This is a genomic window from Curtobacterium sp. APC 4022 (assembly GCF_030407555.1).
Lineage (GTDB): Bacteria > Actinomycetota > Actinomycetes > Actinomycetales > Microbacteriaceae > Curtobacterium.
This window is the reverse complement of sequence record NZ_JASDDD010000022.1, coordinates 1-22,405: the sequence shown is the minus strand read 5'-3', so window position 1 is coordinate 22,405 and position 22,405 is coordinate 1. Positions and strand designations below refer to the sequence as shown.

The following is a 22,405-nucleotide window of genomic DNA, read 5'->3' as shown; positions in this document are numbered from 1 at the left end:
TAGGGTGAGGTCGTGGACATCAAGATCGGCATCATCAACAGCCCCCGCGAGATCAGTTTCGAGACGGCGCAGACCGCCGACGAGATCGAGACCGCCGTGGCCGACGCGCTCGCGGCCAAGGCGACGCACATCTCCCTCACCGACGACAAGGGCCGCCGGTTCATCGTGCCGGTCGGATCGCTCGCGTACGTCGAGGTGGGCGCCGAAGAGTCGCGCCGCATCGGCTTCTTCGCCTGACGCTCCCCGCATGGAGCTCCTCTTCGCCGTGCTCGGCGGGATCCTCCTCGGGGCGGTCGCCCACGTCGTCGTGCCCTGGCGCACGACCCGTGGGGTGCTGATCGGCCCCGTGGTCGGCGGCATCGTCGCGGCCGTCCTGTGGGAGGCCCTGACCTGGGCCGGCTGGTCGTACGGCGGGACCTGGATCTGGGTCGTCGCCCTGGTGGCTGCTGCCGCCGCCGCGCTCGTCGTCGAGGTGGCGCTCGGCCGTCGCCGCACCGCAGCGGACGACGCGCACTACGAACGGATGGTCAAGCAGGGCGCCTAGCGCAGCTGCGGGCCACGCCTCCGGCGCTCGCTCGGGCGGCCAGGCCGCCAGGCGGTCAGGCCGTCAGGCCGTCAGGCCGAGGGCGTCCATCCGGCGGGTGTGTGCCGCGATGAGTTCGGTCCAGACCGGCTCGAGCCGCTCCTGGTCCTCCCGCGCGTGCGACGCCAGGGCGGATCGGGCCACGAGCAACGTGTCGCCCACGAGCCGTCGGCCCCACATCGCCAGACGGGACGCCACGACCGGGTCCTCGTCGATGCGGGCGGTCAGTTCCTCGACCACCGCGGGCTCTTCGCGGGTGTCGAACACCGTGCGCAGGCGCTGCCGCACGTCGATCGGCAGCGACCGCAGCAGGTTGGCGAACAGGTCGTTGAGGATGCCGGCGGTGACGTACCCGGTGAGCATCGACTCGTACCAGTCGGCACCGCTCGTGCGCTCGAGGAAACGGTCGATCGCGTCCCGGTGCGGGGCCATCAGATCGGCTGGCTCCTTGCCGCCACGCTCGATCTCGGCCACGATGGCACGGTGCCGCTCGAGAGCGGTCGTCGCGAGCACCCCGGTGACCAGACGGCCCGAGAGCGTCGGCGCACCGGCGCCGGCACGGCCCATGGTCTCGTACAGCGACAGCTGCAGGTAGGCCGCTTGGCCGAGGTAGACGTCCAGCTCAGGGCTGACGTCGTCCAACTGCAGACGCTCGACGGTCCCGCTGCGCGGGTTCCGCGACGCGAGCCAGGTTGCAGCGAGTTGCCCAGCACGCTTCCGGTTCCACCACGACACCACCCGCCCAGCATACGGGTCGGGTGATACCCCTCCGGCACGTCGGTAGACTGGCCCGGACTCCTCCCCACGAACAGGGTGAACTTCTTTGACTTTCTCAGAACTCCAGATCGAGCAGGACATCGTCGATGCGCTCGCGAGCAAGGGCATCATCGAGCCCTTCCCGATCCAGCAGCAGACGATCCCGCTCGCCCTGACCGGCCAGGACATCATCGGTCAGGCCAAGACCGGCACCGGCAAGACCTTCGGGTTCGGCCTGCCGCTGATCCAGCGCATCGGCGCCGACCCCGCACCGGGTGTGAAGGCGCTCGTCGTCGTCCCCACCCGCGAGCTCGCCGTGCAGGTGAGCGAGGACCTCGAGTCCGCGATGGTGAACCGTCCGACCAAGCTCGTCTCGATCTACGGCGGCAAGGCGTACGAGGGCCAGGTCGAGCAGCTCAAGGCCGGCGCGCAGATCGTCGTCGGGACGCCCGGTCGTCTCATCGACCTGCAGCGTCAGCGTCTCCTCGACCTCTCGCACGTGCAGGAGATCGTCCTCGACGAGGCCGACCGGATGCTCGACCTCGGGTTCCTCTCGGACATCGAGCGGATCTTCCAGGCCGTGCCTGAGGTGCGGCACACGATGCTGTTCTCGGCGACGATGCCGGCACCGATCGTCGCGCTCGCCCGCCGCTTCATGTCGCGACCGGTGCACATCCGCGCGACGGACCCCGACGAGGGTCTGATGCAGGCGAACATCAAGCACGTCATCTACCGCGCGCACTCCCTGGACAAGGACGAGGTCATCGCCCGCATCCTCCAGGCCGAGGGTCGCGGCAAGACCGTCATCTTCACGCGCACCAAGCGTGCCGCTGCCCGCATCGTCGAGGAGCTGAAGGACCGCGGCTTCAATGCCGCCGCCGTCCACGGCGACCTCAACCAGGAGCAGCGCGAACGTGCGATGGCCGCCTTCAAGGCCGGCAAGCGCGACGTCCTCATCGCGACCGACGTCGCCGCCCGTGGCATCGACGTGGACGATGTCACGCACGTCATCAACCACACGATCCCGGACGACCCGGACACGTACCTGCACCGCGCCGGTCGCACCGGTCGTGCCGGCAAGACCGGCATCGCGGTCACGTTCGTCGACTGGGACGACCTGCACAAGTGGACGCTGATCGACAAGGCGCTCGAGTTCGGCATCCCCGAGCCCGTCGAGACGTACTCGTCGTCGCCGCACCTGTTCACCGACCTGGACATCCCGGTCGGCACCAAGGGCCGCCTGCCCGGCACGACCTCGCACGCCGCCACCGCCGGCACCGAGAAGTCGTCGGCCGGTTCGCGATCGGGCTCGCGCTCGGGCTCCGACTCGCGCTCCGACTCCGGCTCGCGTTCCGGCAGCGCCGGCGAGTCCCGGTCGCGGAACCGCACCCGGTCCGCCGGGTCGGAGTCGTCCGGCTCGCGTCGCGGCTCCGGTGACCGTCCGGCAGCGGAGCGCACCGCGCCCGCCGAGGACGCGCAGGACGTCACCACCGCCGCTGGCACGGTCGAGGGTGCTCCGGCCCCCGGCGCCGGTGACGAGTCGGGTGACGGCACGCAGAAGCGTCGTCGCCGCCGTCGCCGTCGTGGCGGCAGCGGATCGTCGGAGGCGACCGCCTCGGCACCGCAGGGTTCCTCGGACAGCGAGTAGCGCCTCCAGGTCGATCGGCCCCGTCACCTCGGTGACGGGGCCGTCGTCGTCCCACGGTCCGGTCCGCGTCGTGCTGACGGGAGGCCCGTGGCCGGCCCCGCCGGGCCGGGTCAGCCGCTTCAGACCCGCCGCTTCAGGACAGGCGGGAACCCGGCCCGACGACCGGCTCGCTGCCGGTGGCCTGCTCGACGATCGCGTCGAACGACCGGCGGCACGTGCGGTGCTCGCCGAGGCGGTTCGGCTTGCCCTCGCCGTGGTAGTCGCTCGACCCGGTGACGAAGAGACCGAACTGCTGGGTCCAGTCCAGCAAGGTGCGCTTGCCGTGCGCCTGGTTCTCGCGGTGGTCGACCTCGAGGCCGGCGAGACCCGCGTCGACGAGTTCGCGGAGCATCGGCTCGTCGATCACGATCCCCCGGGACGAGGCAGCCGGGTGGGCGATCACGGGCACCCCACCGGCGGCACGGATGAGCTCGACGCCACGCAGCGGCGACGGGGCGTCGTGCGGCTGGTAGTAGCCGGAGGACGGGTGGAGGATGCCGCGGAACGCCGCACTGCGGTCGGACTCGAGGCCGAGCCGGACCAGCGCGTCGGCGATGTGCGGGCGGCCGATGGTCGCGCCCTCGCTCGACTCGGCCAGGACGTCGTCCCAGGTGATCGGGTGGTCGCGACCGATCGCGTCGACCATGCTGCGGGCCCGGGTGAGGCGGCCGTCACGGATCGCGGTGGTCTCGGCGACGAGACCCGGGTCCACCGGGTCGACCAGGTAGCCGAGCACGTGCACGCTCCGCCAGCCGATCCGGGTGCTGAGCTCGAGCCCGGGCACCAGCGTCATCGGCAGCTGCCGGACGGCTTCGGCGGCCTCGTGCCAGCCCGCGGTGGTGTCGTGGTCGGTCAGGGCGACGCCGTCGAGGCCACTGGCCGCAGCGGCCCGGACCAGCTCCCCCGGGCGCTCGGTGCCGTCGGAGACGCTCGAGTGAGCGTGCAGGTCGATGAACGGATCAGGCACCCCGTCATGCTACCGACAGGTCACCAGCCGGTCGGACGCCGTTCACAGACGCGGTTCGCCGGTCGTGCGCTCGGCCGCTGCGGACCAGCCGTGCCCCGCGGACCAGGAGAGCGTCACCCAGCATCCGGGGGCTCCACGTGTGACGGGGTGGACGATGACGCCGATGGTCTCCGGGACGACGGCGTCGACGAACGTCACCCGCGCCTCCGCGTCCGGCCGCACGGCGAGTGCCGGAGCACACGTGCGCCACGCTGTCGCCGCGGTTGCCTGCTGTCCCCGGCTGACCGCCGCGTCGAAGCGACGCTCGTCGTGGTGCCGGAGCCCGTCGACGGCAGCGCGCCGGGCGTGCAGCCCGGACGCCGTCGACGGCTCGCCGCCGACGTCGGCCGGCGTGCTGTGGACGGCGCACCCGGCCAGGAGGACCGTGGCCACGCCCGCCACGAGGGCCGCGGTGACGCCTCGGTCTCGTCCCACGTGTGTCCTCGTCACCGCACGTCCCGTGTGCGGCGGAGCGGCGGGAGCAGGTGCATCGACGCGAAGGCGAACACGCCGAGTGCGGGCAGGAAGAACCGCGGGTCGGGTTCGTAGCCGTCGGTCGCGGGCTGGTCGGCGTACGCCTCGTTGTGCACCGGGCCGGCCGTGCCGCCCACGTAGGACAGGCAGAGGACCGCGACGGCGACCCCGAACACCACGAACGTCCAGCCGGCTCGACGGATCCACCACGCTCGTGCCCGGGGGACGATGCGGAGCGGCAGCCCGAGGACGAACACCAGGACGGTGAGCGGCGTCGAGACCAGTGCGAAGCCGAAGAGCTGCAGCGCCTCGGTGAACGCACCACCGACGATCGACCACGCCGCGAGCACGACGTAGGTCAGGGCGCCGGTCAGCACCACCTGCACCGGCAGCGCGAGCCAGACGAGCGCGAGGCCCGAGGCCGCTCCGCCCGGCGGACGACGGAGCGCGATCGGTGGGACCTGCTGCCAGTCGGCCATGGCTGGATGCTAGCGCGAGCAGCGTCGCCGGCCGCCGGCCAGCTGCGAACTCGCCCCCGAGCTGCAGATACGCGGCCTGCACCCATGTACGGCGGGTGCACACCGTGCTTGGATGCACCGAGACCGGATCAGGCCTTGTGAGCGGTAGGCGGGCGTGATGGTCATCCTCGGAGCGGAACGCGCGCAGTCGTTGCGCCGCGATCTCGAGGCGGCTCGTGCCGCCGGACACCTGCGGAACCGCCTCGAGTCCTTCCCGAGCACGGCCTGGGCGCGGTGGTCGATCCGTGCTGCCTTCGCTGCCCCGTTCCTGGTGATCGCGTCCGTCGCCGCGGATCCCTCGGTGTCCACGATCACCGTCAACCAGACCGCCGTCGACCACGTCTCCACGTTGGCGTGGGATCGCGCCGACGTGGCCTGGATCACTCAGCTCTACCCACCGTTGGGCACCGTCCTGGTGCGGTTGATCCCCGGCGGCGCGGCCGGGTTGGCCCTGGTCGGCGCACTCGTCGCCGGGGTCCTGCTGCAGTTGCTGCTCGAGGTCATGGTGCAGCGGCGGTTCGAGTGGTGGAAGAGCGCGGTGTTCCTCGTCGCGATCGGCGCCAACCCGCTGTTCGCGTACACGGCCACCGGCAACCTCGAGGCGTTCCTCAGCATCGCGTTCTTCGGGATCGGCACGATCAACATGGTCCGGTTCGTCTCGAGCGGGAACACGAAGGCCGGTTTCGAGTCCGGCATCCTCTTCATGCTCGCTGCCCTCGCGGACGCGTCCGGCCTGGTGCTCGTGGTCGCCGCAGCGGTCACGGCTCCCCTGCTGTCCGTGGCCCGACGGTCCGAGTCCGGGGCTCGCTGGTCGAACGTGCTGATCGTGCTCTTCCCGACCATCGCCGTGTTCGCCGCGGTGATGTTCCTCCAGCTGCTGTTCGGGCGCAGTCCGTGGTCGGTGTTCGAGAACGCGGTCCACTTCGACCCGGCGCTCGGGGCACTGGTCCCGCACCTCTTCACGACCCTCGACGGCGTACTGATCCTCGCACCCGTCGCCAGCGGGTCCGCCCTGGCCCTCCTCAGCCGGCGCCCCGGTTCGATCCTGATCGCGGTGTTCGTCTTCGTGGCGCTCGTCCTCGGGTACGTCTTCGGCCTGATCCCGGTGAACTCGGCGGGCAACGTGTTCCTGGTGATGACGATGATGGGCATCGCGGTGATCCCGGCGGCCCGGACGGTGCGGGCGAGCGTGCTGATCACCGTCGTCGGTGGGGTGCAGGTGCTCATCGCGTGGACCGCGGCACTCAACCGGCCGGTGACGCACAGCTGGATGACGGCCATCGGGCACGTCCTCGGGTGGCGATGATCGATGGTCTCCACGCGTTCGACGAGGTCCGGGCGGCACGTCGCGCTCGTCCGTCCGGACGAACTCGTCGAACTCGAGGCGGACGGTCTCGACGCGGCGCTGCAGCGGCCCGGAGCCGGCCAGCGGTACCTCGCGGAGGACTGGATGCCACTCCGGATGCTCGCGGACGGCACGATGCTGGTCGCCACCTCCGCCCGCGCCGACGACGCGTCCCTCGCCGACGCACTCGCCGAGGAGCTCGGGGCACCCGTCACCTTCGTCCCGGTCGACAGCTGGACCCTCCGCCGTGCGGTCCTGGGCCGGTTCCACGGTGCCGTCGCCGATGCCGCGGCGAACGAACTCCACGACCGGAACCCCACGCTCTCCGCCCGCGTCGTGTTCTCCCGTGCCCAGAAGGTGACGGGAGGCGCGCTCCTGCTGGTCGTTCTCGCCTGCGCCGTCGCGTGGCCGGCTGCCACCATCATCGCGGCGCTGACCGCCGCGAGCCTGGTGTTCCTCGCGGGCACCGGCTTCAAGTTCGTCGTGGCGACGCAGGGCGCCCGCTACGACGTCGTCGAACGCATCACGGGTGCCGAGGTGGAGGCGCTGGACGACGACGACCTGCCGACGTACACCGTCCTCGTCCCGGTGTTCCGCGAGGCGAACATCGTCGCGCAGTTGATCGACAACCTCGGGGGGCTCGACTACCCCGTGCACAAGCTCGAGGTGATCATCCTGACCGAGGAGGCGGACCAGGAGACGCGGGACGCGATCGCAGTGGCGAACCCGCCCGCACACTTCCGGGTCATCAGCGTGCCGAAGGGGCATCCGCAGACGAAGCCGCGCGCGTGCAACGTCGGTCTCTACGTCGCCACCGGTGACTTCCTGGTCATCTACGACGCCGAGGACACCCCCGACCCGGACCAGCTCAAGAAGGCACTCATCGCGTTCGAGCGCGGTGGTGAGTCCACCGTGTGCGTGCAGGCGGCGCTGAACTACTTCAACGCCCGCGAGAACGTCCTGACCCGGATGTTCACCCTGGAGTACTCCTACTGGTTCGACTACATGCTCGCCGGGCTCGACCATTCCTCGTTGCCGATCCCGTTGGGCGGGACGTCGAACCACTTCCGGACCGCCTCGCTCGTCGAGCTCGGCGGCTGGGACCCGTACAACGTGACCGAGGACGCCGACCTCGGGATCCGGGCCAGTGCCGTCGGCTACCGCGTCGGGGTGATCAACTCCACGACGATGGAAGAGGCGAACACCTCGATCCCGAACTTCATCCGCCAGCGCTCCCGGTGGATCAAGGGCTACATGCAGACGAGCCTGGTCCATGCCCGACGCCCGGTCGCCCTCATCCGGCAGATCGGCCTCCGCAGGTTCTCCGCCTTCGTGCTCCTCATCGCCGGCACCCCCGCGACGTTCCTGTGCGTGCTGCCGTTCTCCGCGCTCACGGTCGTGACGTTCCTGGTGCCGCAGGGCAGCCTCCAGGCCGTGTTCCCGGTGTGGGTGCTGTGGCTGTGCCTGTTCAACTTCCTGGTCGGCAACGCGATCATGATCTACCTGTCGATGATGGGCCCCTTCAAACGCGGGACCTTCCACCTGATCCTCTGGTCGCTCCTCAACCCGGTGTACTGGACCCTGCACTCGATCGCGGCGTACAAGGCCCTCTGGCAGCTGCTCACCCGCCCGCACTACTGGGAGAAGACCGAGCACGGCCTGACGACCCAGAAGCCCGGGGGCGACAGCGCGGGCGACGCCGGGGGCGACGCGCCCGCCGGTACGCTGGGCGCGCGGTGATCTCGCGAGGCCGGAACCGGCCGGGTCGCCCACCATCGAGCAACCAGGGGGAACGGTCATGTCCACAGCACAGCGCGCAGCGGTACTCGCTCTCGGGATCGTCGTCCTCACCGGACTGACCGGTTGCAGCGGTGGCGGCAGCGGCGACACCGCGACGACCGCGGCCCAGCCCGAGATGTCCCAGTCCGAGCGGAAGGCGACGATCCCGGACCTCGAGAAGGAGGCCACCACCGTCGCCGAGGGCATGGTCGACGCCATGGCCGACGGCGGGACGGAGACCGGCTCGGAGTACGTGGCGGCGCACCCGCTCGCCGACCACCACTTCCTCGGCAAGTGGGAGATCGGCAAGCCGGACGCCACCGGTGCGAGCATCGGCACAGTCTGCATCGAGTACCGGCCGACGAAGGACGCCGACCCCGTCGCGACGGCGACGGCGAACGCCCAGTACGCGCCGGCGAGCGGCAGCGTGCGCGAGCTGCGCCGTACCTCGCCGGTCGGCAACGGTCTCAACACCGGCTGCTGAACCCACAGCGCGCGGTGGCCGGAAGCTGCACGGTGCGATGATGGGACGCATGGCCGACACCACTCCCCGCGCGACGAGCAACCGCTCCACCACTCCCGGCTCGTCCGTGTTCAAGGACCACATCGCGTCGAACTGGGCGGAGCGCGAGCGTCCGCTCCCGGCGCCCCGCGAGCAGTCCGCCTTCGCTGCCGAGCGTCGTGCGCGGCTCTCGGAGCTGCACACCGGACGGACGCTCGTCGTCCCCGCCGGGCAGGCGAAGGTGCGCTCGAACGACTGCGACTACCCGTTCCGCCCGCACTCCACGTTCGCGCACCTCACCGGCTGGGGCACGGACACCGTCGTCGGGTCCGTCCTGGTGCTGACGCCGAACGGCAGCGGGCACGACGCCACGCTGTACTTCCGTGCGACCGCCGGCCGTGACTCCGAGGAGTTCTACGCGAACCCCGAGATCGGTGAGTTCTGGGTGGGACCGCGGCCCTCACTGGCCGAGGTGTCCGCCGACCTGGGCCTCGCGACCGCCGACCTGGGCGAGCTCGACCGGGTCCTCGACGGCCTCGACGCCTCGGTGCTGGTCGTCCGCGACGCCGACACCGACTTCACCCGGGCCCTCGACGAGCGGCTCGGTGCGACCGTCGGTGGCGCCGAGGAGCAGGACGACTCCCCGGCGACGGCGGACGTGCTCTCCCGCGACCTGTCCGAGCTGCGCCTGGTGAAGGACGCGTTCGAGGTCAACGAACTCCGCAAGGCCGTCGACGCCACCCAGCACGGGTTCGACGACGTGATCGCCGACTTCGACGCGGTCCTCGCCCACCCCCGTGGCGAGCGCATCGTCGAGGGCACCTTCAACCGCCGTGCCCGCGCGGACGGCAACACGGTCGGGTACGACACGATCGCGGCGGCCGGCCACCACGCCTGCATCCTGCACTGGACCCGGAACGACGGTGCCGTGCAGCCGGGCGACCTCATCCTCATCGACGCCGGGGTCGAGGTCGACTCGTTCTACACGGCCGACATCACCCGGACGCTGCCGGTCAGCGGCACGTTCTCGCCCGTCCAGCGGATGGTCTACGAGGCCGTCCTGGAGGCTGCCGATGCGGCGTTCGCGATCGTCAAGCCCGGCATCACCTTCCGTGAGGTCCACGCGACCGCCATGCAGGTCATCGCCCGCAAGACGGCCGAGTGGGGCTTCCTGCCGGTCTCGGCCGACGAGTCGCTGCTGCCGGAGAACCAGTTCCACCGCCGGTACATGGTGCACGGCACGAGCCACCACCTCGGGCTCGACGTGCACGACTGCGCGAAGGCCCGCCGTGAGATGTACCTCGACGGCATCGTGCAGCCCGGCATGGTCTTCACCATCGAGCCCGGACTGTACTTCCAGCAGGACGACCTGACCGTGCCGGAGGAGTTCCGCGGCATCGGCGTCCGCATCGAGGACGACATCCTGGTGACCGAGGACGGCGCCGAGAACCTGTCCGTGCACATCCCCCGGACCCCCTCGGAAGTGGAGGGGTGGATCGCCCGCACTCCGCGCTAGCCTGGCCCTCGTGAGCGCTGAAGCCCCCTCGAGCACCTTCCTGATCGACGTCGAGCACTTCGACTCCCCCGATGCCCAGCGGCTGCGTGCCGCCCAGCGCATCGAGATCGACAGCACGTACGGCTCGGACACCGAACCCGGACCGAAGCCCACGGCCGACTCGATCGCGGTGTTCTTCGTGGCGCGCGACGGCGACGGCACCCCGGTCGGCTGCGGTGGTCTGCGGATCGTCGACGACGGCATCGCCGAGGTGAAGCGGATGTACGTCCGGACGGAGTCCCGAGGGTCGGGTGTGGCGGCGGCGATGCTGCGTCGACTCGAGGAGGCCGCGCTCGACCTCGGTTCGCCGGCCCTCGTCCTCGAGACGGGCACGGAGCAGAAGCGGGCGATCGCGTTCTACGAGCGCGAAGGTTTCAGCCGCATCGCCAACTTCGGCCCGTACGTGGGCGCCGACCGCTCGGTCTGCTACTCGAAGATCCTCTGACCAGCAGCGCTGACGACGACGGGGGCTCCCGGACCATCTGGTCCGGGAGCCCCCGTCGTCATCTGTGTCGCCGGCCGCGCTCAGTCGCGGTGTCCGTCCTCCCGGCGAGGTGTCTCGGGTCCGTCCGTCGTCGACTCGTCCGTGGGCTGCTGCTCGGGCTCGGGGCTGGTCGCCCGCTCCCCGTAGCGGGGGCCGTCGGTCGTGCCGAAGCGCGGCGCGGCGTCCGGCCGCTCGGGGGTGGACCCGGCGCCGTCCGTGGTCGACGCCGCACGGGGTCCGCCCTCGTTCGTGCCGTACCGCGGGGTCGTGCCCTCGGGACGCTGGGGCGGGTTCGCACCGCGGTCACCGGAGGCGTCGCGGGCCGCACCGTCGTTCGTGCCGTACCGCGGGCCTCCCGTCGCGTCGCGGCGAGCAGTGTCCTCGGGAGCCCGACGGGTGGAGTCGTCGGCGCCGTAGCGGGGGCCGTCGTTCGTACCGTAGCGGGGGCGGCCGTCCGGTGTCGGCGCCGCCTGCGGGCCGGAGCCCGGCTGCTGGTGCGGGGTCGCGTGCCCGCCGTACGGCGAACCCTGCGCCGGCTGACCGTACTGGCCCGGCTGGCCCTGCGGCGCCTGACCGTACTGGCCCGGCTGACCCTGCGGCGGCTGACCCTGCGGCGGCTGGCCCTGCTGGCCGTACTCCCCGTACTGCGGCGGACGCCCCGGAGTCGGGCCGCCCTGGCCCGGGCCGCCCTGCGGGGAGCTCGGACGCCACGGCTGCTGCCCCATCTGGCCCTGCTGACCGTACTGCCCGACCTGGCCCTGCTGGCCGTACTGCCCCGGCTGGCCGCCCTGCTTCGCGCTGCCCGCACCCGGCTGGTCCCACGACGTGTGCTGGATCGCGCCGGCCTGCCCGAGGATGCGCTGGGCCTGCCCGGAGAGCTGCGGCTCGACGACGATCTGGTAGTTCGTGGCGAGGACCTGGTGGACGCTCGTGAAGTCCCGCTGACGCTTCGTGATGGCGAACGAGACGATGCCGTACAGCATGCCGAAGCCGGCACCGATGACCGCCGCGGCAGCGAAGAGGCCGCCGGCCGAAGGTGAGAACAGGGTCAGGACGATGCCGAAGAAGAACCCGAGCCAGAGGCCGGACAGTGCGCCGGCGAGGGCCGCGCGACCGTAGGTCATCTTGCCGGTGACGCGTTCGACGGTCTTCAGGTCGTTGCCGACGATGGCGAGCTTCGCGACCGGGAAGTCCGCCTCGGCGAGCTTCGCGACCACGCGCTGTGCTTCGGGGTAGCTGTCGTAGGTGCCGAGGACGTCACCGCGGGGCAGCGTGGGGAACGCCTGTGCCGTGCGGCCGCCGAAGGGGCTCTGAGTGCTCACACAGTCATCATCCACCGGGCTCCTTGCGATCACACGAGAACCACCAGGGAAGGCGCGGCGAGTGCGCCGGGGCGAACGACTACGCTGGACGGGTGAGCGCCTCGAAGGTCTTCGTCGCCCGCTTGGCCGGGTGCTCCGTCTTCGACCCCGCGGGCGATCGGGTGGGTCGGGTCCGCGACGTCCTGGTCGTCTACCGCCGGGTCGATGCCCCCCAGGTCGTCGGGTTGATCGTCGAGGTCCCCGGCAAGCGCCGCATCTTCGTCAGCATCGGCCGGATCACCTCGATCGGTGCCGGGCAGGTCATCACGACGGGCCTGGTCAACATGCGCCGCTTCGAGCAGCGCGGTGGCGAGGTCCGGGTGATCGCGGAGATCCTCGGCCGCAAGGTGCTCATCAAGAAGGAGCAGATCCGCGCGACCATCGAGGACGTCGCGATCGAGGACCACGGCCAGGGCGACTGGTCGGTCGCGCAGCTCTTCCTCCGCAAGCCGAAGACCACGCCGTCCCCGTTCGGCAAGGGCCCGACGACGTTCGCCGCCTGGAACGAGGTCACCGAGGACGAACTGCCCGGTGAGTCCCAGTCCGCCGAGCACGTGATCGCCGCCTACTCGGACCTGCTGCCCGCCGACCTCGCCTCGACCCTGCTCGACCTGCCGTCCGAGCGTCGGTTCGAGGTCGCCGAGGAACTGCCCGACAACCGCCTCGCCGACGTGCTCGAGGAGATGCCGGACCAGGAGCGGATCGAGATCCTCTCGGCGCTCCGCGACTCCCGCGCCGCCGACGTCCTCGACCAGATGCAGCCCGACGACGCCGCCGACCTCCTGGCACAGCTGCCGGACGAGCGCAGTGAGGCCCTCCTCGAGCTCATGGAGCCGGAAGAGGCGCAGGACGTCCGGATGCTGCTCGAGTACGAGCCGGACACCGCCGGTGGCCTGATGACGACCGAGCCGGTGATCCTGTCCGCAGACTCGACCGTCGCCGAGGGCCTCGCACTGGTCCGCCGCCACGAACTCGCCCCGGTGCTCGGCGCTGCGGTCTGCGTGACGCTGCCGCCGTACGAGCCGCCGACCGGACGCTTCCTCGGCCTGGTGCACTTCCAGCGGATGCTGCGGTACCCGCCGAACGAGCGCCTCGGTACCCTGATCGACCAGCAGACCGAACCGGTGAAGGTGGACGCGAGTGCCGCCGAGGTGACGCGCGTGATGGCGACCTACAACCTCCTGTCCGTCCCCGTGGTCGACGACGCCCACCGACTCGTCGGGGTGGTGACCATCGACGACGTCCTCGATCACGTCCTGCCGGACGACTGGCGGAGTCAGGACGAGGCCGACGCCAACCCTGGCGCGGTCTCGCGCCCACGCTCACTGACCCGCAGAGCACCGGTGACCCCGGGAAGGAGGACGACTCGTGGCACGCACGGATGAGAACCGCAGGGAACGACCCGAGGAACGTCTCGACTCCCCCAAGGGCATGCGCACCCGCGTCCTACCGACCCGACGCCGGGGTCGCGGTGACGCGTTCGGCCGCGCGACCGAGGGCATCGCACGCGCCATGGGCACCCCGTGGTTCCTCATCGGTCTGACGCTCTTCTGCGTGCTCTGGATGGGCTGGAACACCCTGACGCCGAAGTCGTGGCAGTTCGACTCCGCCGCGATCGGCTTCACCGCGCTGACCCTCGTGCTGTCGCTGCAGGCCTCGTACGCGGCGCCGCTGATCCTGCTCGCGCAGAACCGGCAGGACGATCGCGACCGCGTGCAGTTCGAGCAGGACCGGCAGCGCGCCGAGCGGAACCTCGCCGACACCGAGTACCTCGCCCGCGAGGTCGTCGCCCTCCGCCTGGCGATGCGCGACATGGCGTCGAAGGACTTCATCCGCGCGGAACTGCGGTCCCTGCTCGAAGAGCTCGACCGCCGCGACGGCGACCCCGAGGACCTCGACGAACTGGACGACCGCGAGCGGGACCGCGCGCGCAGCCAGGTGCACGACCGTGGCCGTGACCGCGGCCACGACCGTTCGGTGACGCGTGGCTGACGCCTCCCACCCGGAGGACGCGCTCGGCACGGCGGTCCTCGCTGCGCTCGGCCGCGTCATCGACCCGGAGATCCGCCGCCCCGTCACCGAGCTCGACATGATCCGTGGCGTCGACGTCCAGCCGGGAGGCTCGGTGCGCGTCGACCTGCAGCTCACGATCGTGGGGTGCCCGGCCGCCGACACCATCGAACGGGACGTCCGGGCCGCCGCAGGTTCCGTCGCGGGTGTTGCGGCGGTCGACGTCGACGTGTCCGTGATGGACCCCGCCGTGCGTCGTGCCCTCACGGAGCGGCTGCGCGAGGGCCGGCCGAAGGGCGTCCAGTTCACCCCGGACTCGCTGACCCGCGTGATCGCGGTGACGAGCGGCAAGGGCGGCGTCGGCAAGTCCACGGTGACGGCGAACCTGGCGGTCGCCCTCGCCCGCCGCGGGCAGCGCGTGGGCATCGTCGACGTCGACGTGCACGGCTTCAGCATCCCGGGCCTGATGGGCCTGACCGACGAGCACGGTGTGGCGCCACGCCCGACCCGCGTCGACAGCATGATCCTGCCGCCGGTCGCCCACGAGGTGAAGGTCGTCTCGATCGGCATGTTCGTCGACGACGTCTCCACGGCGGTGTCCTGGCGCGGGCCGATGCTGCACCGCACCGTCAACCAGTTCCTGTCCGACGTGTGGTTCGGCGACCTCGACGTGCTCCTGCTCGACATGCCGCCCGGCACCGGCGACGTCGCGATCTCCGTCGGCCAGCTGCTGCCGCACGCCGAGGTCCTCGTCGTCACCACCCCGCAGGCGGCTGCGGCGGACGTGGCCGAGCGGAGCGGGATCGTCGCCCGGCAGACCGGTCAGCGGGTGATCGGCGTCGTCGAGAACATGGCGGGGCTCGTGCAGCCGGACGGCACCGTGCTGCACCTCTTCGGCGAGGGCGGCGGGGACGAGACCGCCCGGCGGCTCTCCCGCGGGCAGGACGCCCCCGTGCCGGTGCTCGGCCGGGTGCCGCTCTCGGTGCCGCTGCGTGCCGGGGGTGATGCGGGCCTCCCGGTCGTCCTGGGTGACCCGACGGACGCCGCAGCGGTCGCACTCGACGCGGTGGCGGACCGGCTCACCGCGATGGGTCGCGGGCTGGCCGGCCGGAAGCTCGGACTGTCGCTGTCCTGACGGTCGGCGTCTGCCGTCCCGGCGTCGGGTCCGGTCGGCCCGAGGTCAGGTTGCCTCGGCGTCGTACGGTGCGGCTTCGCCGGCGGCCAGCGGCACGATCGGCGCGGGAGCCCGGACCTTCGCCGCCGTCACGGTCGCAGCGGCCGCAGCCGCCTCGGCACCGGAGGACGGGGAGTCCAGCAGGGCGTCCCGGATGATCCGACGCGGGTCGTACTGCCGCGGGTCCAGCTTCTGCCAGTCGACGTCGTCGAAGTCGGGGCCCATCTCCTCGCGCATCCGGTCCTTGGCGGTGTCCGCGAACCGGCGGACCGCCTTGACGAAGTCGGCGAGCTTCTGGGCGTACACGGGCAGCCGCTGCGGCCCGAGCAACAGCACGGCGATGATCCCGATGAGCAGGATCTTGTCGAGCTGGATGTTCACGGGAGCGAGCCTAACGCGTGGAGTCGACGAGTCACCCGTAGAGTTGACCGACGAGGAGTGTGCGTGTCAGAGAAAGACTCGAACTGGAAGTTCGCGGAGGACATCGTCTCCGAACCCGATGGTGTCGCCCGTGCCCGTGAGCGCTCTCTCGAACTCGGGGTCGAAGCCGTCTCACCCGCCATCGGTGCGCAGATGAGCGTGATCGCCGCCGCCTCGCGCGCGACGAGCATCATCGAGATCGGCACCGGACTCGGTGTCTCGGGTCTGTACCTCCTGGCAGGTGCACCGGATGCGACGCTGACGACGATCGACGTCGAGATCGACCACCAGCAGGACGCCCGCGACGCCTTCCTCGCCGCCGGCACCGCGCCCGGACGGGTCCGACTGATCCCGGGCCGTGCGGCGCAGGTCCTGCCGCGGATGAACGACGCATCGTACGACGTCGTCCTCATCGACGCCGACCCGGAGCACGTCATCGAGTACGTCGAGCACGGGCTGCGGCTGGCGAAGACCGGCGGCACCGTCCTCGTCCCGCACGCCCTGTGGCGCGGCAAGGTCGCGGACCCGGTCAAGCGCGACCGGGCGACGACGGACTTCCGGCTGCTCCTGACCGAGGTGTCGACCTCCGGTGCGGTCCGCAGCGCCCTGTCCCCCGCGGGCGACGGGTTGTTGCAGATGACGAAGCTCACCGACTGACCCTGGTCGTCCGGTGTGCCGGCCGGGAGGCGCGACTCACCCGAGGTGGCGCAGGTACCGTTCCGGGGCCTCCAGGAACGCCCGCTGGTTCCGCACGAGGTCCAGGTCTGCCCAGTCGCTCCGCCGGATGCCCCACTCGCCGACCTCCAGCACGGTGGCGTCCGGGAACGCGGCGAGCACCGGCGAGTGCGTCGACAGGATCACCTGCCCGACGCCGTCCTCGACGATGGACTGCAGGAGCGCGATCAGCGCCAGACAGCCCGAGAACGACAGCGCCGACTCGGGTTCGTCGAGCAGCCACAGCCCGGGCCACCGCGCCCGATCGATGACGAAGTCCAGGAACGACTCACCGTGACTGCGCTCGTGGAACTGCGGCTCAGCCCGCTTGGGGTTCGGGTTCTGCTCCAGGTAGGTGAAGAAGCCGTGCATGGTCTCCGCGCGCAGGAAGAACCCGCTGCGTGCTGCGCCGAAGTCGCGGACCAGTCGGATGTGTCGCCAGAGATCCGACTCGGACGGGCGTGTCGTGTGCCCGGACCCGGTCGATCCGCCCTCCGGAGCCATGCCGAACGCCAGCGCGATCGCCTCGACCAGCGTCGACTTCCCGACGCCGTTCTCGCCCACCAGGACCGTCACCGGGCCGAGTTCGAGGCCGTCGTCGAGGAGCTGCCGCACCGGGGCGAGCGTCGCCGGCCACTCGTCGCGCGGCATCGGGTCCGGGTCGAGGTACTCCTCGATGCGGCGGACCGGCTGGTTGCGGACGCGGTCGCGGGGCACGCGACCCATCATGCCGGGCGGGACCGACAGCCTCCAGTCCGCCGTGCGAGGCGACCGCCCTGCGGACCGAACCGGCCTGCAGGTGCACGGGATCGGGTGCACCGGGTCGGGCCGCATCGGGTCGGGCCGCACCGGGTCGGGCGCACCGGGCGCACGGAAGGCCCGGGACGTACGCGTCCCGGGCCTTCCGTGGTGGTGCGTCGACGAACTAGGCCGAGACGACCTCAGCCAGTGCGTCGTGGAGTTCCTTGGCCTCGGCGTCGTTGACCGAGACCACCAGGCGGCCTCCACCTTCGAGCGGAACCCGCACGATGATGAGTCGACCCTCCTTGACAGCCTCCATCGGCCCGTCGCCGGTCCTCGGCTTCATTGCTGCCATCAGATGTCCCCTTTCGTGCAGTACGAACAGGGGCCATTATCCCGTAGACAGGCGTGACTGCGAAACCGCCCAGCTCGGGGGTGTTCGCCGTGGACAGCCGGACAGGTCACGGCGGGGTCCAGTCGTATCCGTCCACCCACCAGCAGTAGTACAGCCAGGTCCATTGCAGGACGACCGCCAGGACCACCATCGCGACCCGGTAGACCCGCGATCGAGGCAGAGCGACGACGCCGAGCAGCGGGGCGATCGGCAGCAGGATCCGCCACGTGCTGGACTGCGGGAAGAAGACCGCCAGCAGGTAGACCAGGTAGGCGAGACCCCAGAGCCGCAGCTCGAGTCCGATGCGCCGAGCAGCCGGCTGGAACACCACGGCCACGAAGCCGACGAGCACCACGACGAGCAGGATCGTGCCCGCGGGCTGGTGGAACCACCAGCCGAAGCCCTGCACCCAGGGGGCGAACGGCACGAGTTCACCCCAGCCGATGTACGACGACCGCCAGGCGAGCTCGGTGTCGGTGTACGCGCGGGGCACACCGGTGGCAGCCCAGGCGATGGCGGGCCAGGCGAAGCCGACCAGCCCGGACACCACCGCGACGACCGCCGGGGCCACCGCCGTCCGCAGCGTCAGTCGCTCGGGCATCCGCAGCCAGGCCGGGCGGAGCACCCCGACGACCACGAACAGCCCCATCAGCAGCGCGAACGCCAGACCGGTCGGACGAGTGATGCCGAGCAGCAGGACCACGGGCAGCATCGCCCAGTACCGCCGCTGCACCAGGAGCAGCAGCGCCACCAGCAGGAGCAGCAGCCCCATCGCCTCGGCGTAGGCCACCTGGAACATCACCGAGACCGGCGCGAAGCAGAACAGCACCGTGGCGAAGGTCGCCCGCGCCGGATCGAGGAAGCGCCCCATCAGCCGGCGGAAGACCAGCGCCGCACCCCAGCCGGCGAGCAACGACACCGCGACGGCAACGAGCTCGAACGAGGCACCCGTGACCGTCATGAGCGCCCGCACCGTGAACGGGTACGCGGGCATGAACGCCCACGCGTTCTCGGTCACGTGCCCGGCCGCGTCCACCGGCAGCGTCGACGGGTAGCCGGACGCCGCGATCACCCGGTACCAGGCGCCGTCCCAGATCGAGGCGAACGACAGGTACGACGGGCGCTGCACCGTGAACGAGTTCGCGGTCTGGATCTGGGCGAAGCCGGTCATCAGCACCGTCGTCACGACGCGAGAGAGCGTGTAGACCACGGTGATCCGCAACCACCAGGGCAGCAGCCGCCACCGGACGACCACCCACGTCAACGCCGCTCCTGACGACCGTGCGCGCTGCGCGGCCCAGGAGGCGGTGGTCACGCCGTCAGCCACCGCCGCAGTCCGTCCTCGACGGCCGTGATCTGGGCGACGGGCACCTGCTCGTCGTCGTGGTGCGCGAACACCGGCTCGCCGGGACCGTAGTTGACCGCCGGCACGCCGAGCGCCGAGAAGCGGGCGACGTCGGTCCAGCCGTACTTCGGGCGGGGTTCGGGGCCGCCGACAGCGGCGACGAACTGCTGCGCGAGCGGGGCGTCGAGGCCCGGGCGGGCACCGGCGGCCAGGTCGACGATCGTCACGTCGTAGCCGTCGAACAGCTCGCGGATGTGCGCCACCGCTTCGTCGGCGGAGCGCGAGGGTGCGAAGCGGTAGTTGACGTGGACCATCGCCTCGTCCGGGATCACGTTGCCGGCGATGCCGCCCGAGATGCCGACGGCGTTGAGTCCTTCGCGGTACTCGAGGCCGTCCACCGTCACGGTGCGCGGCTCGTACGCGGCGAGGGTGGCCAGGATCGGGGCGGCCTTGTGGATCGCGTTGTCGCCGATCCAGCTGCGCGCACTGTGGCTGCGCTTGCCGAACGTGCGGACCTCGGCGCGGAGGTTGCCGTTGCAGCCGCCCTCGATCTGCGCTCCCGACGGCTCCCCCAGGATCGCGAAGTCACCGGCGAGCAGCTCGGGCCGTGTGCGGGCCAGACGCCCCAGGCCGTTCAGCGCGTCGCTGACCTCTTCGTGGTCGTAGAAGACCCACGTCACGTCGACGTTCGGCGCGACCAGGTCCACGGCGAGCTTGAGCTGCACCGCGCAGCCGGCCTTCATGTCGACGGTCCCCCGACCCCAGAGGATCTCGGTGCCGTCGTCGGCGGTGCGGAACTCGGTCGGCAGGTTGTCGTTGAGCGGCACCGTGTCGATGTGACCCGCGATGACCACCCGGCGGTCACGGCCGAGCTGCGTGCGGGCGACGATGGCGTCCCCGTCGCGGACCACGTCGAGGTGGTCGAGCGGGGCGAGGGCGGCCTCGATCGCGTCGGCGAGCGCGCCTTCGTTGCCGGACACCGATTCGATGTCGCAGATCGCGCGGGTGATGTCGATGGACGAGGCAGAGAGGTCGAGCGGCTGCGGCATGCGGGCAGCCTACCGATCGTTCCCCGCAGGTCGGCGGTTCTGCACAGGCCCACAGGTCGCTTCCCGTCATCTGTTCTCCTCCTTTCGTGCTCTGGTCGGAGTTCTCCACAGGAGTCCGGGTGGACGGTCTCCCGGACGGGCCGCTCGGTACCCTCGGAGGGTGACCGAGACGACTCCGCAGCCTGCCCCGCCCCGCCCCACGCACGCCTGGGGTCACGGCCTCGCGACGATCGCCGCCGACGGCACCGTGCTCGACACCTGGTTCCCCGCGACGCACCTCGGGCCGCTGCCGGCCGATGCCGCGGTCCCGACCGAGCTCACCGCGGCCGTCGGCGACGACCCCCGCCGTGACGTCCGCATCGAGACGACCACCGTCGAGATCGTCATCGACGACGCTCCCGCCAGCACGCCGGACGCGTACCTGCGCCTGCATCTGCTGAGCCACCTGCACGTGCGCCCGAACGAGATCTCGCTCGACGGCGTCTTCGGCCACCTGCCGATCGTCGCGTGGACGAACGCCGGCCCGGTGCACCCCGACTCCTTGACACGCCTGCGTCCGGGCCTGCAGCGCGCCGGCATCGCCGTGCACGCGATCGACAAGTTCCCGCGCCTGCTCGACTACGTCGTCCCGGACCGGGTCCGGATCGGCGACGCCAACCGCGTCCGCCTCGGCGCCCACCTGGCGCCGGGCACCACGGTCATGCACGAGGGCTTCGTCAACTTCAACGCCGGCACCCTGGGCAACGCGATGATCGAGGGCCGCGTGTCCCAGGGCGTCGTCGTCGGCGAGGGTACCGACGTCGGCGGCGGTTCGTCGATCATGGGGACGCTCTCCGGCGGCGGCACCCACCGCGTCCGACTCGGCGCGCGGGCCCTGCTCGGTGCGAACGCCGGACTCGGGATCTCGCTCGGCGACGACTCCGTGGTCGAGGCCGGGCTGTACGTCACCGCGGGCACCAAGGTCGTCCTGGTCGGTGCGGCCCCGAACCCCGACGGCACCCCGCGCACCGTGAAGGCCGCCGAGCTGTCGGACGCGCCGAACGTCCTGTTCCGTCGCAACTCCCTGACCGGTGCGGTCGAGGCGCTGCAGCGGAAGGGCGAGGGGATCCAGCTGAACACGGCGCTGCACGCCTGACCGGGGGCGCCCAGCAGGACCGCACGTCGGTCTCGGGCGTACCAGCGCGACCGACGGGAGGCCCGTCACACGTCCGACGGGCGGGTGACGGGCCTCCCGTCCGTCCGCGCACCTGACGCGCGCCGAGCGGGAGCCGCGCGCCCTCCCGCGAGCGGGCGGAATGCCAGGGCACGCACGAATGCGCCGCGCGGAGCGCGAGCGGGCGAGACACCAGGGCACCGAGCCTCCGAGCCCTGGTGTTCCGCCCGCTCGCGCACTCGCCAACCCCGCCAGCCCACGGACGGGCGGACGGTCCCGCGGAGGGCGAGCGGGCGAGATACCAGGGCGCCACGCCGCTGAGCCCTGGTGTTCCGCCCGCTCGCACCCACCAGTCCCATCAGCCCCTCTGAGCGGCCGACCGCTGGCAACGCCGGCGGCGCGGGGCGGGCCCCCCGGAGCGCCAAACCCGCCAGCCCGCGAGCGGCTGACCGTTGGCAACGCCGGCGGCGCGGGGCGGGCCCCCCGGAGCGCGAGCGGGCGAAATAGCAGGGCGCCACGCCTCCGCACCCTGGTGTTCCGCCCGCTCGCGCACCCATCAGCCCCATCAGCCCATGGGCGACCGGTCGGACAGCCGACTGGCGAGACCGGCAGCGTGGAGCGGACCTCGCGGAGCGCGAGCGGGCGGAAGGCCAGGGCGGCGCGCCTGCGCACCCTGGTGTTCCGCCCACTCGCGCGGTCCGCGGCCCCGTCACGCCCCCACCCCGGGACCACCGATGTCACCGATCGGAGACGTCTCGCGGCGGACGGCCCGTGACAGGCTCCCGGCGGCCCTGTCCCGACCGAAGGAGTCGTCATGACCCCGCTCTCCCCCACCTCCCGCCGAGCCGCTCGCATCGGCACCTGTGGACTCGTCCTCGCCTCGACCGTGTTCGGCACGGTCCTCGTCCCGGGAGCCGCGCAGGCCGCACCCTCCCCTGACGTCACCGCGTCCCTCCGCACCACGGTCGTCTCCGCCGCCGTCACGGACGCGGTGTTCACCTTCCACAACGCCGGATCGACGCCGGCCACCCCGTCCGTCGAGTTCGACCTGGCGACGGGGATGGTGCACAACCGCCTCGGTGCCCGCGTCGACATGGCGACGGACGGCACGCACGTGCGGATCGCGCCCTCGGGAACGCTCGAACCGGGCTCGACGGTCGAGGTGCCGCTGTACCTGCTCAACGCCGCCGGTGCCCTGCCGGAGCGCTGCTCCGTCGACGGTGCCGCCGTGACCGGGTGCTCGGCCGACGACGCGAGCGAGACGCCCGGAACCGGAACGCCCGAAACCGAAACCCCCGGCACCGAAACCCCAGGCACAGAAACGCCCGAAACCGAAACCCCAGGAACCGGAACGC

General features: G+C 71.5%; 24 protein-coding genes. 14 read left to right on the top strand and 10 right to left on the bottom strand.

Annotated features, from left to right (window positions below; translation table 11 throughout):
• Nucleotides 1-12: 12 nt before the first annotated feature.
• A complete protein-coding gene (locus QL987_RS09040) occupies nt 13-237 on the top strand; it encodes a DUF3107 domain-containing protein (protein ID WP_111075648.1) in 225 nt (74 codons plus the stop codon).
• Between the two features lie 10 nt (nt 238-247).
• Nucleotides 248-544, top strand: a complete 297-nt coding sequence (locus tag QL987_RS09035) for a hypothetical protein (RefSeq protein ID WP_253467776.1) — start codon at nt 248-250, stop codon at nt 542-544.
• Between the two features lie 63 nt (nt 545-607).
• On the opposite strand, the gene QL987_RS09030 is transcribed toward QL987_RS09035, so the two are convergent.
• Entirely contained in the window at nt 608-1,321 is a 714-nt protein-coding gene (locus QL987_RS09030) for a ferritin-like domain-containing protein (protein WP_259557707.1), read from the bottom strand.
• Nucleotides 1,322-1,406: 85 nt separating this feature from the next.
• Between QL987_RS09030 and QL987_RS09025 the strand changes: the two genes are divergently transcribed.
• Entirely contained in the window at nt 1,407-2,987 is a 1,581-nt protein-coding gene (locus QL987_RS09025) for a DEAD/DEAH box helicase (protein WP_290157304.1), read from the top strand.
• A gap of 133 nt (nt 2,988-3,120) precedes the next feature.
• On the opposite strand, the gene QL987_RS09020 is transcribed toward QL987_RS09025, so the two are convergent.
• Genes QL987_RS09020 through QL987_RS09010 form a run of 3 tightly spaced genes read right to left on the bottom strand, consistent with a single transcriptional unit; the run spans nt 3,121 to nt 4,985 of the window.
• Nucleotides 3,121-3,993 carry a PHP domain-containing protein gene (locus tag QL987_RS09020; RefSeq protein WP_290157303.1) on the bottom strand — a complete coding sequence of 291 codons (873 nt, stop codon included), beginning with the start codon at nt 3,991-3,993 and terminating at the stop codon, nt 3,121-3,123.
• Between the two features lie 42 nt (nt 3,994-4,035).
• Nucleotides 4,036-4,467 carry a hypothetical protein gene (locus QL987_RS09015; RefSeq protein WP_290157302.1) on the bottom strand — a complete coding sequence of 144 codons (432 nt, stop codon included), beginning with the start codon at nt 4,465-4,467 and terminating at the stop codon, nt 4,036-4,038.
• Between the two features lie 11 nt (nt 4,468-4,478).
• Nucleotides 4,479-4,985, bottom strand: a complete 507-nt coding sequence (locus tag QL987_RS09010) for a hypothetical protein (protein ID WP_290157301.1) — start codon at nt 4,983-4,985, stop codon at nt 4,479-4,481.
• A 157-nt stretch (nt 4,986-5,142) separates the two neighbouring features.
• Between QL987_RS09010 and QL987_RS09005 the strand changes: the two genes are divergently transcribed.
• The 5 genes from QL987_RS09005 to QL987_RS08985 are packed head-to-tail and all read left to right on the top strand — an operon-like array spanning nt 5,143 to nt 10,650.
• On the top strand, nt 5,143-6,330 hold the full coding sequence (locus QL987_RS09005) for a hypothetical protein (protein ID WP_290157300.1): 1,188 nt from the start codon (nt 5,143-5,145) through the stop codon (nt 6,328-6,330).
• A 3-nt stretch (nt 6,331-6,333) separates the two neighbouring features.
• Entirely contained in the window at nt 6,334-8,109 is a 1,776-nt protein-coding gene (locus tag QL987_RS09000; RefSeq protein ID WP_290157299.1) for a glycosyltransferase, read from the top strand.
• Nucleotides 8,110-8,167: 58 nt separating this feature from the next.
• Nucleotides 8,168-8,632: a hypothetical protein gene (locus tag QL987_RS08995; protein WP_290157298.1), complete on the top strand. Its 465-nt coding sequence runs from the start codon at nt 8,168-8,170 to the stop codon at nt 8,630-8,632.
• A 49-nt stretch (nt 8,633-8,681) separates the two neighbouring features.
• Nucleotides 8,682-10,166 (top strand): aminopeptidase P family protein, encoded by a 1,485-nt coding sequence (locus QL987_RS08990; protein ID WP_290157297.1) that lies wholly within the window; start codon nt 8,682-8,684, stop codon nt 10,164-10,166.
• Between the two features lie 10 nt (nt 10,167-10,176).
• Entirely contained in the window at nt 10,177-10,650 is a 474-nt protein-coding gene (locus QL987_RS08985; RefSeq protein WP_290157296.1) for a GNAT family N-acetyltransferase, read from the top strand.
• An 80-nt stretch (nt 10,651-10,730) separates the two neighbouring features.
• On the opposite strand, the gene QL987_RS08980 is transcribed toward QL987_RS08985, so the two are convergent.
• On the bottom strand, nt 10,731-12,011 hold the full coding sequence (locus QL987_RS08980; RefSeq protein ID WP_290157295.1) for a general stress protein: 1,281 nt from the start codon (nt 12,009-12,011) through the stop codon (nt 10,731-10,733).
• A gap of 92 nt (nt 12,012-12,103) precedes the next feature.
• Between QL987_RS08980 and QL987_RS08975 the strand changes: the two genes are divergently transcribed.
• The 3 genes from QL987_RS08975 to QL987_RS08965 are packed head-to-tail and all read left to right on the top strand — an operon-like array spanning nt 12,104 to nt 15,195.
• Complete coding sequence (locus QL987_RS08975; protein ID WP_111075658.1) at nt 12,104-13,435, top strand: CBS domain-containing protein; 1,332 nt, start codon at nt 12,104-12,106, stop codon at nt 13,433-13,435.
• Nucleotides 13,436-13,481: 46 nt separating this feature from the next.
• Nucleotides 13,482-14,042, top strand: a complete 561-nt coding sequence (locus QL987_RS08970; protein ID WP_253468075.1) for a DUF1003 domain-containing protein — start codon at nt 13,482-13,484, stop codon at nt 14,040-14,042.
• Nucleotides 14,035-15,195 carry an Mrp/NBP35 family ATP-binding protein gene (locus tag QL987_RS08965; protein WP_290157293.1) on the top strand — a complete coding sequence of 387 codons (1,161 nt, stop codon included), beginning with the start codon at nt 14,035-14,037 and terminating at the stop codon, nt 15,193-15,195. Before QL987_RS08970 ends, QL987_RS08965 begins: the two co-directional genes overlap by 8 nt.
• 45 nt (nt 15,196-15,240) lie before the next feature.
• Here QL987_RS08965 and QL987_RS08960 read toward each other — a convergent pair whose 3' ends face one another.
• The gene (locus QL987_RS08960) at nt 15,241-15,615 is read right to left on the bottom strand and encodes a twin-arginine translocase TatA/TatE family subunit (protein WP_166779649.1); all 375 of its coding nucleotides are present in this window, start codon (nt 15,613-15,615) and stop codon (nt 15,241-15,243) included.
• A 63-nt stretch (nt 15,616-15,678) separates the two neighbouring features.
• On the opposite strand from QL987_RS08960, the gene QL987_RS08955 reads away from it, so the two are divergent.
• Nucleotides 15,679-16,311: an O-methyltransferase gene (locus QL987_RS08955; protein ID WP_111075728.1), complete on the top strand. Its 633-nt coding sequence runs from the start codon at nt 15,679-15,681 to the stop codon at nt 16,309-16,311.
• A gap of 36 nt (nt 16,312-16,347) precedes the next feature.
• On the opposite strand, the gene QL987_RS08950 is transcribed toward QL987_RS08955, so the two are convergent.
• From QL987_RS08950 to dapE, 4 genes are all read right to left on the bottom strand, one after another.
• Nucleotides 16,348-17,019 carry an AAA family ATPase gene (locus QL987_RS08950; protein ID WP_253468073.1) on the bottom strand — a complete coding sequence of 224 codons (672 nt, stop codon included), beginning with the start codon at nt 17,017-17,019 and terminating at the stop codon, nt 16,348-16,350.
• A gap of 274 nt (nt 17,020-17,293) precedes the next feature.
• The gene (locus QL987_RS08945) at nt 17,294-17,464 is read right to left on the bottom strand and encodes a DUF3117 domain-containing protein (protein ID WP_017887054.1); all 171 of its coding nucleotides are present in this window, start codon (nt 17,462-17,464) and stop codon (nt 17,294-17,296) included.
• A gap of 106 nt (nt 17,465-17,570) precedes the next feature.
• Nucleotides 17,571-18,830: a mannosyltransferase family protein gene (locus tag QL987_RS08940; RefSeq protein WP_290157292.1), complete on the bottom strand. Its 1,260-nt coding sequence runs from the start codon at nt 18,828-18,830 to the stop codon at nt 17,571-17,573.
• Complete coding sequence (gene dapE, locus QL987_RS08935) at nt 18,815-19,897, bottom strand: succinyl-diaminopimelate desuccinylase (protein ID WP_290157291.1); 1,083 nt, start codon at nt 19,895-19,897, stop codon at nt 18,815-18,817. The genes QL987_RS08940 and dapE overlap by 16 nt, the downstream gene beginning before the upstream one ends.
• Nucleotides 19,898-20,057: 160 nt before the next feature.
• Here dapE and dapD point away from each other — a divergent pair, with 160 nt between their 5' ends.
• Together dapD and QL987_RS08925 are read left to right on the top strand one after the other, a co-directional pair.
• Entirely contained in the window at nt 20,058-21,032 is a 975-nt protein-coding gene (gene dapD, locus QL987_RS08930) for a 2,3,4,5-tetrahydropyridine-2,6-dicarboxylate N-succinyltransferase (protein ID WP_290157290.1), read from the top strand.
• Between the two features lie 832 nt (nt 21,033-21,864).
• Nucleotides 21,865-22,405, top strand: a 541-nt coding sequence (locus tag QL987_RS08925) for a hypothetical protein (protein ID WP_290157289.1), incomplete at its 3' end; no start/stop codon positions are given.

Bases quoted from the DNA above. Each gene is read 5' to 3' on its own strand.
- QL987_RS09035 (WP_253467776.1), top strand. From the start codon at position 248: ATGGAGCTCCTCTTCGCCGTGCTCGGCGGGATCCTCCTCGGGGCGGTC.
- QL987_RS09010 (WP_290157301.1), bottom strand. From the start codon at position 4,985: ATGGCCGACTGGCAGCAGGTCCCACCGATCGCGCTCCGTCGTCCGCCG.
- QL987_RS09005 (WP_290157300.1), top strand. From the start codon at position 5,143: ATGGTCATCCTCGGAGCGGAACGCGCGCAGTCGTTGCGCCGCGATCTC.
- QL987_RS09000 (WP_290157299.1), top strand. From the start codon at position 6,334: ATGGTCTCCACGCGTTCGACGAGGTCCGGGCGGCACGTCGCGCTCGTC.
- QL987_RS08995 (WP_290157298.1), top strand. From the start codon at position 8,168: ATGTCCACAGCACAGCGCGCAGCGGTACTCGCTCTCGGGATCGTCGTC.
- QL987_RS08990 (WP_290157297.1), top strand. From the start codon at position 8,682: ATGGCCGACACCACTCCCCGCGCGACGAGCAACCGCTCCACCACTCCC.
- QL987_RS08970 (WP_253468075.1), top strand. From the start codon at position 13,482: ATGCGCACCCGCGTCCTACCGACCCGACGCCGGGGTCGCGGTGACGCG.
- QL987_RS08950 (WP_253468073.1), bottom strand. From the start codon at position 17,019: ATGCCGCGCGACGAGTGGCCGGCGACGCTCGCCCCGGTGCGGCAGCTC.
- QL987_RS08945 (WP_017887054.1), bottom strand. From the start codon at position 17,464: ATGGCAGCAATGAAGCCGAGGACCGGCGACGGGCCGATGGAGGCTGTC.
- dapE (WP_290157291.1), bottom strand. From the start codon at position 19,897: ATGCCGCAGCCGCTCGACCTCTCTGCCTCGTCCATCGACATCACCCGC.